Source organism: Streptomyces sp. YIM 121038 (genome assembly GCF_006088715.1).
In the GTDB taxonomy this organism is placed as follows: domain Bacteria; phylum Actinomycetota; class Actinomycetes; order Streptomycetales; family Streptomycetaceae; genus Streptomyces.
This window is the reverse complement of the sequence record NZ_CP030771.1, coordinates 6,929,014-6,940,831: the sequence shown is the minus strand read 5'-3', so window position 1 is coordinate 6,940,831 and position 11,818 is coordinate 6,929,014. Positions and strand designations below refer to the sequence as shown.

The window sequence follows — 11,818 nt, the reverse complement described above, 5'->3', positions numbered from 1 at the left end:
TACCGCTATCAGCGCCTGCCTTCCGTGCCGTGATGACGCGCGCCGGGCCACTCGAACGAGTCGGGGCGGGGGTGGCCGGATGCCTCAGCGGCGCGGCGGGACGAGCGGATCGGAGCCCGCTGGGGCGCGGCGGGACCGGAGGGCGCCCTCACTGCTCCAAGACGTCGCCGCGGCTCTGTCAGGACACCGCCACGGTCCTTTCTCAGGACATCGCCACGGTCCTTCTCAGGAGGTCGCCGCCTTAGGGCGTGGCCGCGGCCCGGTGCTGCGCCCTGCTCACGTCGTACACCCCGGGGACGTTCCGCATCGCGCGCATCAGGCCGGGCAGGTGGGCGGCGTCCGGGAGCTGGAGGGTGTAGGTGTGGCGGACGCGCTGCTGGCTGGGCGGCTCCACGGTCGCTGAGACGATGGCGGCGCCCTCCAGGGCGATGGCTTCGGTGAGGTCGGCGAGGAGGTGCGGCCTGCCGAACGACTCGGCGATGAGCGTGACCCGGCACTCGGCGCTGTCCCCCCAGCGCACGCCCACCTCCGGGCGCCCCACGCCCTTCATGCGCGCCACCGCCGGACAGCTGACGCGGTGGACGGTGACGACGCCGCCGCGTACCGCGAATCCCGTGACCTCGTCGGGCGGTACGGGCGTACAGCAGCCCGCGAGGCGCACGGTGGCGCCCTCCCGGTCGACCACGACGTTCGCGGCGGCCGGGCGCAGGGCTGCCGCGACCGGCGGTCGTGGGGCCGCCGCGGGCACGGTCGCGGGCGGCGGGGGTGCCGGCGCGGGCTGCCCTGCGGCCGGGCTCGGGTGGGAGGCGAGCCAGCGCCGGATGGCGATCCGTGCGGCGGGGGTGCGGGCGTGGTCGAGCCACTCGCGTGAGGGCCCCGACGTGGGGTCCTGGCCCATGAGGAGCTGCACCGAGTCGCCGTCCCTCAGGACGGTGCTGAGCGTCGCGAGGCGGCCGTTCACACGCGCCCCGATGCAGGCGTGGGCGTCCTCGCCGTACTGGGCGTAGGCGGCGTCGACGCAGCTGGCGCCCGCGGGCAGCCCGAGCGTGCCGCCGTCGGGGCGGAAGACGGCGATCTCGCGGTCCTGGGCGAGGTCCTCGCGCAGCGTGGACCAGAAGGTGTCGGAGTCGGGCGCGGCCTGCTGCCATTCCAGGAGGCGCGAGAGCCAGCCGGGCCGGGTGGGGTCGGCGCGCTCGCCGTCGACGGGCTGCTCCTCCACGGGGGGCTCGTACGGGCTGCGCAGGGCGACGACGCCCGCCTCGGCGACGCGGTGCATCTTGTGGGTGCGGATGAGGACTTCGGCGACCTCGCCGTCCGGGCGCGCGACGGCCGTGTGCAACGACTGGTAGAGGTTGAACTTCGGTACGGCGATGAAGTCCTTGAACTCCGCGACGACCGGGGTGAAGCAGGTGTGCAGCTCGCCGAGCACCCCGTAGCAGTCGGCGTCCTCACCGACGAGGACCAGCAGGCGCCCGAAGTCGGCGGGGCGCAACCCGCCGCGTTTGCGGTGCACGCGGTGCACGGAGACGAAGTGGCGCGGCCTGATGAGCACTTCGGCCGCGATCCCGGCCTCGCGCAGCACGCCGCGCACCTCCTCGGCGATGTCCGCGAGGGGGTCGGCGCCGTCGGCGTTCTTCGCCGCGATGAGGCCTTCGACCGCGGCGTACTCCTCGGGGTGGAGGATCGCGAAGACGAGGTCCTCCAGCTCGGTCTTGAGGGCCTGTACGCCGAGCCGCTCGGCGAGCGGGATGAGCACGTCGCGGGTGACCTTGGCGATGCGCGCCTGTTTCTCTGGACGCATCACGCCGAGGGTGCGCATGTTGTGCAGGCGGTCGGCGAGTTTGATCGACATCACCCGGACGTCGTTGCCGGTGGCGACGAGCATCTTGCGGAAGGTCTCGGGCTCGGCGGCCGCCCCGTAGTCGACCTTTTCCAGTTTGGTGACGCCGTCGACCAGATAGCACACGTCCTCGCCGAACTCGGCGCGCACCTGATCGAGCGTCACGTCCGTGTCCTCGACCGTGTCGTGGAGCAGGGACGCGGTCAGGGTGGTCGTCTCGGCGCCCAGTTGAGCCAGGATCAGCGTGACGGCGAGCGGGTGGGTGATGTACGGCTCGCCGCTCTTGCGCGTCTGGCCGCGGTGCGAGGACTCCGCGAGGACGTAGGCGCGGCGCAGCAGCTCCAGGTCGGCGTCCGGGTGGTGGCCGCGGTGGGCCTCGGCGACGTGGCTGATCGCGTCCGGGACGCGGCCGCGCGCGGCGGTTCCGAGGAGCGCGGCCCAGCCGAGTCTGCGCAGGTCGAGCCGGGGGCGGGCGCGGCGCCGCTGGCCCGTGGATCCCGCTGTCGCCGGGATCGGGCCCGAGGGCGTCGCGGGGCCGGGCGTCGCGGGATTCGTGGCCTCCGCACTCATGGGCACCTCCGGCAGCTCCGACCGGCGGTGTACGAACGGCAGCCTGCTCCGTCCGGGCCGGTGCTTGATGCTACCGAGCCCATCACGCGGTGCTGACCCGCTCTCGCCGAGCGTGAAACGGATCACCCATTCGAGCGACAGTTCTGTGGAGTGCTGTTTCGAGTGATGATTCGACTGGGACGAGTACTGATTCGACACGGAGGAGCGCCATCGTGACGGGGCAGGCCCCCGTTTCGACTGTTTCACCCGCCGCACGGGCGCCCGGCGGCACCCGGGGCCGTTGCGCGGGGTGGGTGCGGCCACGTGGCGCAGAGGCGGCGCCCTGACGCTCCGGCCGAGGGCCGGCAGGCCGGGAGCCCGGCGCCCTCACCGGCTTCGGGCGGGCGGCGCCCGGACCTCGGGCAGAGCCTGCCGCCACGCGCGCGGCAGGCCCGGCGCTCCCCCGGGCGGTCAGCGGCCCGCCCCCGGCATCACCCTCGGCGCGTGACCGCGGCCAGCCACTCCGGGGCGATCTCGCCTTCGGCGACGATCACGGCGGGGCCCGTCATCTCGATCTCGCCGTCGGGCCGCTCTGTGATCACCAGGGTGCCGCCGAGCACGTCGACGGTGTACGTCACCGGGGCGCCGGTCGCCGCGGGGTCCAGGCCGTCCCTGCGGGCGGCGGCGACGGCGACGGCGCACGCGCCCGTGCCGCACGAGCGGGTCTCGCCGACGCCGCGCTCGTGCACGCGCATGGCGACGTGGCGGGGGGCGCGGTCGGCCACGAACTCCACGTTCACCCCGTCCGGGTATGCGGTGGCCGGGGTGAACGGCGGCGGCTCGTAGAGGTTGCCCGCGTGCGCCAGGTCGGCGACGAAGGCGACGGCGTGGGGGTTGCCCATGTTCACGTTGCGCGCGGGCCAGTGGCGGTCGGCCACGGACACCGTGACGTCGCCTTCGGGGAGGACGGCCTTGCCCATGGCGACGGTGACGTCCCCGTCCGGGCCACCGGGGGTGGCGGGCTTGGCGATGTGCACGCGCTTCACGCCGCCGCGGGTGGCCACGGCCAGGTCGCCCTCGGCGACGAGTCCCGCGCGCTGGAGGTAGCGCGCGAACACGCGCACGCCGTTGCCGCACATCTCGACGATCGAGCCGTCCGCGTTGCGGTAGTCCATGAACCATTCGGCCTCGTCGGCCAGATGCCGCGCGTCCGGGTGCGCGGCGGAGCGCACGACGTGCAACAGGCCGTCGCCACCGATGCCCGCGCGCCGGTCGCACAGGGCCGCCACGGCGGCCGGGGACAGCTCGATGGTGTTGTCGGCGTCGGGGACGATCACGAAGTCGTTCTCGGTCCCGTGCCCCTTGAGGAAGGCGATCGGCGTGCTCATTCCTCGATCGTACGGGGTGGGTACGACACGTACGGGGTGGGTACGACACCGCCGGAAGAGCGGCCCCGCGCGGCCTTCCGGCTCAGCGGAGCCGGGCCACCCGCCACACCGCGAGGACGGCGGCGGTGGCGACGACCAGGGTGTACGCGCCGACCACCCGCCAGTCCGGGCGCCGCCCCGAGCCGCGCTCCGGCAGGCCCGGCCAGGTGTAGCCGACGCGGCGGGCGGCCATCATGCCCCAGCCCGCCGCGCAGGAGCTGATGAGCAGCCCGAGCATCGCGACCACGGCACCGCCGTCGCCGAACTCGAAGGCCAGCGGGAAGGCGAACATCAGGGAGCCGACGGCGGCGAGGATCACGATCGGCGCGAGCTGCCAGATGCGCAGCCGGCGCTGGGGGCGCAGTTCGACCTCGACCTCGGGCTCCGCGGCGAGCTCCGCCTCGGAGGGTCCGTCGTCGGTCACGCCGCCCGCGGTCACGTCCTGGCTCTCCGGGCCGTCCGGGCTGAGCCGCGCTCCGTCCGGAGCGGTGTGCCGCTCGCCGTCATGTGCGGTGTCACGAGGGCCGGCCTCCATCGCCACGCGCCCTCCCACTTCGGACTCCACTGGTCGATCGATGGTCGATGATGGCACGGCGTCAGGTGCCGCGATGACCGGCGGAGCGTCCCGATGCCATCACGTGATCAGGCTGTGACCGCTCGTTCGACCAACGCCGCTGCTCGCCCGGGGAGTTCCCCGCGGTCGACGGCGGCTCCGCTGAGCCAGTGCACCCGGGGGTCACGGCGGAACCACGAGTCCTGACGGCGCGCGAAACGCTTGGTAGCGCGTACGGTTTCGGCGCGCGCCTCCTCCTCGGTGCACTCCCCCGCGAGCGCCGCGAGGATCTGCTGATAGCCGAGCGCGCGGGATGCCGTGCGCCCCTCCCTGAGCCCCTGCGCCTCCAGCGCGCGCACCTCGTCGACGAGCCCCTCCTCCCACATGCGGTCCACGCGCACGGTGATGCGTTCGTCCAGCTCGGGGCGGCCCACGTCGACGCCGATCTGGACGGTGTCGTACACGGACTCGTGGCTGGGCAGGTTGGCGGTGAAGGGCTTCCCCGTGATCTCGATGACCTCCAGGGCGCGGACGATACGGCGGCCGTTGCCGGGCAGGATCGCTCGGGCGGCTCCGGGGTCGGCGGCGGCGAGCCGGGCGTGGAGCACGCCGGGGCCGTGCAGCTCCAGCTCGCCCTCCAGACGGGCGCGCACGGCGGGATCGGTGCCGGGGAAGTCCAGGTGGTCCACGGCCCCCCTGACGTACAGGCCCGAGCCGCCGACGAGGATCGGCCAGCGGCCCTCGGCGAGCAGCCGGTCGATCTCGGCGCGCGCCAGCTTCTGGTACTCGGCGACGCTCGCGGCCTCGGTGACGTCCCAGATGTCCAGGAGGTGATGCGGGACGCCGGCGCGCTCGGCCGGCGTCAGCTTGGCGGTACCGATGTCCATCCCTCGGTACAGCTGCATCGAGTCGGCGTTGACGACTTCGCCGCCGAGGCGCTGCGCCAGGAAGACTCCCAGATCGGACTTTCCGGCCGCGGTGGGCCCGACGACGGCGATGACCCGCGGGGCGGGGGCTGCACTACTCACCGCCCCAGTCTCGCAAATCACGCCGCGACTGCCCGAACGAGCTACGTGACGGCACGGCTGCGGGTTCGTTGCCTGTTGCGAGGTCCCGGCCGCCGGTTTCGAGGCCGGGTAACCCGGGCGACGCAATCGGACGCACCGGGCGGCGCGGGATTTCGCCCACACGAGTAACGTATGGAGTAGTTATGGGTGTTTTTTCACGGTTCCGTCGCAAGAAGTCCGAGGCATCGACTGAGGAGGCGGCGGCGGCGACGCTCACGGCGGAGCCGGAGGGCGCCGCTGAGTCTTCCGATGACACGGAGACCGCCGAGGCCGAGGCGGCCGCCGCGGACGATGCCACGAGCGAGGCGAAGGCCGAGGCCGAGGACGGCAAGGACGATACGGGCGACAAGGCGGAGGCCTCCGAGGCCGCCGCCTCGGAGAACGTGGAGATCCCCAAGCAGCAGTCCGCCCAGGAAGCGGCCGACAACGAGGCCGGTGAGGGCGCCCGCAAGTGACTCCCGGTGAGGCAAGGTGAACCGATGGGCTTCCTGCAGAATCTGAAAGCCAAGCTCGCCCCCGCGAAGGACAAGGTCTCCGGCCTCGCGCAGCAGCACGGGGACAAGATCGACCAGGGCCTGGACAAGGCCGCGAAGATGGTCGACAGCAAGACCAAGGGCAAGTACAGCGACAAGATCCAGACGGGGACGGGCAAGGCGAAGGACGCCCTGGATCGCCTCGCCGGGAGCCACGACGGCAAGGGCACGGGGGACGGCACCACTCCCCCGTCGTCGCCGTCACCCCCGTCGGCCTCCTGAACACACCGACGGACGGCCGTGAAGCGCGCTCAGCTTCACGGCCGTCGGCGTGCGCGGGGGGCCTTCGAAGTGTCCGGCGGGGCCATCGCGGGCTCACCGAAGCCGGGTGTACGGCGGGGCCAGCACGGACTCGCCGGAGCCGTCGGGTGTCCGCCGGAGCCATGGTCGGGTGTCCGCCGGAGCCGTCAGGTGTCCGCCGGAGCCAGCACGGGCTCACCAAAGCCGTCAGGTGTCCGCCAGAGCCAGGTGAGCCCGCCGAAGCCGTCGGCGGGCCACCGAGGCCACTCGGGGCCCGCCAGGGCTGCTCGGCGGCCGACCGGGACCTCACGGCCCACCCAGGGCTGCTCGGCAACCCACCAGGGCTGCTCACGGCCCACCAGGGCTGCTGACCGGCCCGCTGAGGGCACTGGCGGCCCACGGGCGCCGCGCCCTCAGGCGCGGCTCATGGTCAGGCCGCCGCCAGGCCCGCCTAGGACCAGGCCGCCACCAGATAGCCCACCCCGTAGGGCGCGTCGTCGAAGAGCAGGGCTCCGCGCAGGCCCGCGCCCTCGGCGGCGCCCGCGAGCACCTGCCAGGGGGCGCGGCCGGCGGCCTTCAGCTCGTACGCCAGCTCGGCGTCCAGGGACTTGAGCGCCGCCACGTCCGCCGCGCCCAGGGCCTCGGCGACGCGCGCGTCGAAGCCCTCCGCCCGGTCGTCGAGATAGCCGGGCGCCTTCAGCGTGCGGCAGGCGCTGGAGTCGCCCATGACCAGCAGCGCCACCCGGTCCGCGCGGGCGGCGATTCCCTCCCCGCTCTGGATGCACCGCTCGGGCTCGAGCGGTTCCCCCACGCCGAGGCCCTCCACGGGCGCGGCCGACCACTTCGTGCGGCCGAGCAGCCACGCGCCGACGGCCAGGGACGTCGGGAGCTCTCGCTCCGGCGCCGCAGCGCCCTGCCCGGGGGACGCTTCGCCCAGCGTGACGTCGAGGTCCACACCGAAGCCGCGGAACGATCCACGGGCGCCTTGCGCATGAGGGCCACGGCCGCTCCGGTCGGCGGGGCCGACGACCACCAGGAGGTCCGGCCGGGAGGCCGCGAGGACGGCGATCGCGTCCGAGCAGGCCGCGCGCGCGGCGTCCAGCTCGGGCGCGGCGCCCGCGGCGACCTCGGGCACGAGCAGCGGCGGGCAGGGGCAGACGGCGGCGGCGACAAGCATGATCCGCAGCGTAACGCTCCCCGCGGACAGCGGGGAGGGCGACCGCCGGGGCGCGGCCGACACAGCACCCGCCGACAGGGGCCGCCCTCGACAGGGCGCCCTGCCCCGGCAAGGAGACGGGGCAGGCGATGGAGGCGGGGCGGGACGCGGAACGCGCCGGGTGCCCGTGCGGGGCACCCGGCCGCGAACGGTCAGTCGAGGCTGCAGCCGCCGCCCGTGGCCACCGGAAGGGGCTCCGGGACGCCGACCTTCGGGAGGCCGAGCAGGACACCGGCCGGCTTCGCGGCCTCGGCGGTGTTGCGCTTCTCCCAGGCGTCGCCCGCGCGCGTGCGGCGCACGTCGAGCACGGGGCCCTCGGCGAGCAGGTGATGCGGCGCCGCGTACGTCACCTCGACGGTCACCACGTCGCCGGGGCGCACCTCGGTGTCCGGCTTGGTGAAGTGGACCAGGCGGTTGTCGGGGGCGCGGCCGGACAGGCGGTGCGTGGCGCCGTCCTTGCGGCCCTCGCCCTCGGCGACCATGAGGTCCAGGGTGCGGCCGACCTGCTTCTTGTTCTCCTCCCAGGAGATCTCCTCCTGGAGGGCCACCAGACGCTCGTAGCGCGCCTGCACGACCTCCTTGGGGATCTGGCCGTCCATCTCGGCGGCGGGGGTGCCGGGCCGCTTGGAGTACTGGAAGGTGAAGGCCTGGGCGAAGCGGGCCTCGCGGACCACGTGCAGGGTCTGCTCGAAGTCCTCCTCGGTCTCCCCGGGGAAGCCCACGATGATGTCCGTGGTGATGGCCGCGTGCGGGATGGCGGCGCGGACCTTCTCGATGATGCCCAGGTAGCGCTCCTGACGGTAGGAGCGGCGCATCGCCTTCAGGACGGGGTCCGAGCCGGACTGCAGCGGCATGTGCAGCTGGGGCATCACGTTCGGCGTCTCGGCCATCGCGGCGATCACGTCGTCCGTGAAGTCGCGCGGGTGCGGCGAGGTGAAGCGGACCCGCTCCAGGCCCTCGATCGCGCCGCAGGCGCGCAGGAGCTTGCTGAAGGCCTCACGGTCGCCGATGTCGGAGCCGTACGCGTTGACGTTCTGGCCGAGGAGCGTGATCTCGGAGACGCCCTCGGCGACGAGGGCCTCGATCTCGGCGAGGATGTCGCCGGTCCTGCGGTCCTTCTCCTTGCCGCGCAGGGCGGGCACGATGCAGAAGGTGCAGGTGTTGTTGCAGCCGACGGAGATCGACACCCAGGCCGCGTACGCGCTCTCGCGGCGCGTGGGCAGCGTCGAGGGGAACGCCTCCAGGGACTCGGCGATCTCGATCTGCGCCTCTTCCTGGACGCGGGCGCGCTCCAGGAGGACCGGCAGCTTGCCGATGTTGTGCGTCCCGAAGACGACGTCGACCCAGGGGGCCTTCTTGACGATGGTGTCCCGGTCCTTCTGCGCCAGGCAGCCGCCGACGGCGATCTGCATGCCGGGGCGCGAGGCCTTCCTCGGGGCGAGGCGGCCGAGGTTGCCGTACAGGCGGTTGTCGGCGTTCTCACGCACCGCGCACGTGTTGAAGACCACGACGTCGGCGTCGCCGTCGGAGCCTTCGGGGGCGCGCACGTACCCCGCGCCCTCCAGGAGCCCGGAGAGGCGCTCGGAGTCGTGGACGTTCATCTGGCACCCGTAGGTGCGTACCTCGTAGGTCTTCAATCCGTCCACTGCTCCACCAGCCACGTCGTCACCGCTCACCCGTCCAGGGTAAAGGCTTGGATCAGTACACCGTGCGGAGCGGCCCGGCGGCCCCGGCCCGGCGGAGCCGGCACCTCGGAGCGGTGCCCAAGCGGCCGGGCCGGGCACTCCCTTGCGGCGGTCCGGTCCTGGGCACCCAACTCACCCCGCTAGATTGCGTGTTGCCAACCGCACCGGCCCACCCCTCGCGCCAGGAGGCGATCACGTGACCGGGAACCCTTCCCCCGAGGTTCCGCCAAGCGCCCCGGAACCGTCCCCCAAGGACGCCGCCGACGCCGTACGGAGCCGGATCAACACCGCGCAGCCGCACACGGCGCGGATCTGGAACTACTGGCTCGGCGGCAAGGACAACTACGCGGTCGACCGGGAGGCGGGCGACCGCATCCGCGAGCTGCACCCCGGGATCGGTGACTACGCGCGCGCGGACCGGCTGTTCCTGGGCCGTGCGGTGCGCCACCTGGTGACCGACCTCGGGGTGCGCCAGTTCCTCGACGTCGGCACCGGCCTGCCGACGGCCGACAACACGCACGAGGTGGCCCAGCGGATCGCCCCGGAGTCACGCATCGTCTACGTAGACAACGATCCGCTGGTCCTCACGCACGCGCGTGCCCTGCTGACCAGCTCCCCGGAGGGGCGCACCGACTACCTGGACGCCGACATGAGGGACGTCGAGAGCGTCCTGAAGCACGCGGCGCGGACCCTGGACTTCAGTGAGCCGGTCGCACTGATGCTCCTGGGGGTCGTGATTTTCATCGACGACGACAAGGAGGCCTACGGTCTCGTACGCCGCCTCATGGACGCCCTGCCCGCCGGGAGCCATCTGGTCCTTTCGCACACGATCACCAGCCCGGCGATGCCGGACGTGGACGCGGCGGTGGCCTTCTGGAACGAGCACGGCACTCCGAAGCTGACGCAGCGCACGCCCGACCAGGTGGCCCGGTTCTTCGAGGGCCTCGACCTGCTGGAGCCCGGCGTGGTCTCGTGCTCGCGCTGGCGCCCGGAAGGGACCGGCGGCGATCCGGCGGCGCTGCCGGACGAGGTGGCCATGTACGCGGGCGTGGCCCGCAAGGACTGAGCCGCACGCCCAACGGACCCCTGCGCGGCTGTCAGGGCAGCGGGGCCCAGACCGTGCGCCCCCGGGAGTCCCGTTCCGCCCGGCCGAAGACCACGTCGGCGAAGTGCACGCCGAAGCCCAGCGTGCCGGGCTCGGTCAGCTCGTTCACGAGCCAGTGGCGGTACTCGGCCGCGACGCCGGGGTCGTGGTCGACGGCCGCCGACCACTCCGGGTGGGCGACCTGGACCGGCGAGTGCAGGGCGTCGCCGAAGGCCAGGAGCCGCTGCCCGCCCGAGGTGATCTCGAAGGTCACGTGCCCCACCGTGTGGCCCGGCCGCACGAGGGCGCGTACGCCGGGGAAGACCTCCTCGCCGTCGGTGAGCGTGCGCACCTTGGGCGCGAGGACGGCCAGGACCTCCTCGGTCGCGCCGTGGCTCGCGGCCAGGTGGCGCTGGTCCCACTCGGGCTTCGCGAAGAGGTAGGCGGCCCGGGTGAAGGCGGGCTCGGTGCTGCCCGGGGCGGGGTTCCAGGCCCACCCGAGGTGGTCGCCGTGCAGATGCGTGAAGGCGACCGCCTCGATCGTGCCGGGGGCGCGGCCCAGCTCGTCGAGGCTGTCGAGGAGCCGGCCGCTGCGCAGGGCGCCTATCAGGGGGTTGTCCGGGGCGTCCGGGAAGGCCTGCGGGCCGAACCCGGCGTCGATCAGCAGGGCGCGGTCGCCGTGCTCGACGAGCAGCCCGCCGACGCTCGCCACGAGGTGCCCGCGCTCGTCCAGGTGGTCCGCGTACGTCGCCCAGTCGCGGTCGGTCGCGGCGGGCAGCCAGCCGCGGGGTTTGAGGCCCACGGCACCGTCCGCCACATAGCTGACGCGCAGTTCACCGAGGGGGAACGTGCGGGTGCGGGCGGGCCTGTGGAGCCGCTCGGCGGCGTCTGCCGCACGCGGGCGTGCGACAGCGTCGACCGGCGCGTCAGCGGTGTTCTCGGGCGTGGGCATGGAGCCTCCAGGGCAGTCGGTTCGGCCGTCGGCGCGACCCTCATGCCGCCGCGCCGAGGAAAACGTTAGAGCTAGAACCATTTGAGTTGCAACCATTTGAGTTGCATGGACTGAGTAGGCTGGGAGCCATGGCGAACACGCACGGGAACGCTCGGGAAGGCGGCCAGGCGGGCCGTACGGCGGTCGCGAGCGCGGAGGCGGCCCCGGAGACGGACGAGGACCTCCCGACGGCCGACTGGCGCGTCTGCGGCCTCGTGAACGCCCTCGCCCGGCGGATCGAGACGCACGTGCGCGAGCACGCCACCGCTCTCGGCCTGACCGCCCCGCAGGCCGTCGCGCTGCGGGAGCTGACCGGGCCCCTGACCCTGCGCGAGCTGGCACAGCGGATGAGCTGCGAGCCGTCCAACGCCACGTTCGTCTCCGACCGCCTGGAGGAGCAGGGGCTCGTCGAGCGCCGCCCCCACCCCAGCGACCGCCGCGCCAAGCAACTCGTCCTCACCCCCCGGGGCACCGCCCTGCGCGAGCGCCTGATGGCGTCGCTCTCCAAGGAGTCACCCCTCAGCGCCCTGTCGGACCGGGAGCAGGACACGCTCCACGAGCTGCTGACCCGGGCCGTGGTGCGCTAGAACGCGGCACCCGAAGAGAACGGCCTTCCGCTGGGCCGACCCCGCC

11 protein-coding genes are annotated in these 11,818 nt (G+C 73.5%); 4 read left to right on the top strand and 7 right to left on the bottom strand.

The window, feature by feature from the left end; translation table 11 throughout:
- Nucleotides 1-241: 241 nt before the first annotated feature.
- From C9F11_RS29975 to miaA, 4 genes are all read right to left on the bottom strand, one after another.
- Nucleotides 242-2,410, bottom strand: coding sequence for an HD domain-containing protein (locus C9F11_RS29975; RefSeq protein WP_138962185.1), 2,169 nt, complete (start codon nt 2,408-2,410; stop codon nt 242-244).
- A 470-nt stretch (nt 2,411-2,880) separates the two neighbouring features.
- Nucleotides 2,881-3,777, bottom strand: a complete 897-nt coding sequence (gene dapF, locus C9F11_RS29970) for a diaminopimelate epimerase (RefSeq protein WP_138962184.1) — start codon at nt 3,775-3,777, stop codon at nt 2,881-2,883.
- Between the two features lie 82 nt (nt 3,778-3,859).
- Nucleotides 3,860-4,351, bottom strand: a complete 492-nt coding sequence (locus C9F11_RS29965; RefSeq protein ID WP_138967142.1) for a hypothetical protein — start codon at nt 4,349-4,351, stop codon at nt 3,860-3,862.
- A gap of 107 nt (nt 4,352-4,458) precedes the next feature.
- Entirely contained in the window at nt 4,459-5,397 is a 939-nt protein-coding gene (gene miaA, locus C9F11_RS29960) for a tRNA (adenosine(37)-N6)-dimethylallyltransferase MiaA (RefSeq protein ID WP_138962183.1), read from the bottom strand.
- Nucleotides 5,398-5,579: 182 nt separating this feature from the next.
- Here miaA and C9F11_RS29955 point away from each other — a divergent pair, with 182 nt between their 5' ends.
- On the top strand, nt 5,580-5,891 hold the full coding sequence (locus tag C9F11_RS29955) for a hypothetical protein (RefSeq protein ID WP_138962182.1): 312 nt from the start codon (nt 5,580-5,582) through the stop codon (nt 5,889-5,891).
- Nucleotides 5,892-5,915: 24 nt separating this feature from the next.
- Complete coding sequence (locus C9F11_RS29950) at nt 5,916-6,191, top strand: antitoxin (RefSeq protein WP_138962181.1); 276 nt, start codon at nt 5,916-5,918, stop codon at nt 6,189-6,191.
- A 469-nt stretch (nt 6,192-6,660) separates the two neighbouring features.
- Here C9F11_RS29950 and C9F11_RS29945 read toward each other — a convergent pair whose 3' ends face one another.
- Nucleotides 6,661-7,386, bottom strand: a complete 726-nt coding sequence (locus tag C9F11_RS29945) for a class III extradiol dioxygenase subunit B-like domain-containing protein (protein WP_138962180.1) — start codon at nt 7,384-7,386, stop codon at nt 6,661-6,663.
- 191 nt (nt 7,387-7,577) lie between these two features.
- The gene (miaB, locus tag C9F11_RS29940; RefSeq protein WP_138967140.1) at nt 7,578-9,071 is read right to left on the bottom strand and encodes a tRNA (N6-isopentenyl adenosine(37)-C2)-methylthiotransferase MiaB; all 1,494 of its coding nucleotides are present in this window, start codon (nt 9,069-9,071) and stop codon (nt 7,578-7,580) included.
- A 319-nt stretch (nt 9,072-9,390) separates the two neighbouring features.
- Here miaB and C9F11_RS29935 point away from each other — a divergent pair, with 319 nt between their 5' ends.
- The gene (locus C9F11_RS29935) at nt 9,391-10,176 is read left to right on the top strand and encodes an SAM-dependent methyltransferase (protein ID WP_138967138.1); all 786 of its coding nucleotides are present in this window, start codon (nt 9,391-9,393) and stop codon (nt 10,174-10,176) included.
- A 31-nt stretch (nt 10,177-10,207) separates the two neighbouring features.
- On the opposite strand, the gene C9F11_RS29930 is transcribed toward C9F11_RS29935, so the two are convergent.
- Complete coding sequence (locus tag C9F11_RS29930; RefSeq protein WP_138962179.1) at nt 10,208-11,146, bottom strand: MBL fold metallo-hydrolase; 939 nt, start codon at nt 11,144-11,146, stop codon at nt 10,208-10,210.
- Nucleotides 11,147-11,274: 128 nt separating this feature from the next.
- On the opposite strand from C9F11_RS29930, the gene C9F11_RS29925 reads away from it, so the two are divergent.
- On the top strand, nt 11,275-11,772 hold the full coding sequence (locus tag C9F11_RS29925) for a MarR family transcriptional regulator (RefSeq protein WP_138962178.1): 498 nt from the start codon (nt 11,275-11,277) through the stop codon (nt 11,770-11,772).
- Nucleotides 11,773-11,818: the final 46 nt, after the last annotated feature.

Excerpts from the sequence above, each read along its gene's own strand:
- C9F11_RS29955 (WP_138962182.1), top strand. The coding sequence starts at position 5,580 with ATGGGTGTTTTTTCACGGTTCCGTCGCAAGAAGTCCGAGGCATCGACT.
- C9F11_RS29930 (WP_138962179.1), bottom strand. The coding sequence starts at position 11,146 with ATGCCCACGCCCGAGAACACCGCTGACGCGCCGGTCGACGCTGTCGCA.
- C9F11_RS29945 (WP_138962180.1), bottom strand. The coding sequence starts at position 7,386 with ATGCTTGTCGCCGCCGCCGTCTGCCCCTGCCCGCCGCTGCTCGTGCCC.
- C9F11_RS29965 (WP_138967142.1), bottom strand. The coding sequence starts at position 4,351 with ATGGAGGCCGGCCCTCGTGACACCGCACATGACGGCGAGCGGCACACC.
- C9F11_RS29975 (WP_138962185.1), bottom strand. The coding sequence starts at position 2,410 with ATGAGTGCGGAGGCCACGAATCCCGCGACGCCCGGCCCCGCGACGCCC.
- C9F11_RS29925 (WP_138962178.1), top strand. The coding sequence starts at position 11,275 with ATGGCGAACACGCACGGGAACGCTCGGGAAGGCGGCCAGGCGGGCCGT.
- C9F11_RS29950 (WP_138962181.1), top strand. The coding sequence starts at position 5,916 with ATGGGCTTCCTGCAGAATCTGAAAGCCAAGCTCGCCCCCGCGAAGGAC.
- dapF (WP_138962184.1), bottom strand. The coding sequence starts at position 3,777 with ATGAGCACGCCGATCGCCTTCCTCAAGGGGCACGGGACCGAGAACGAC.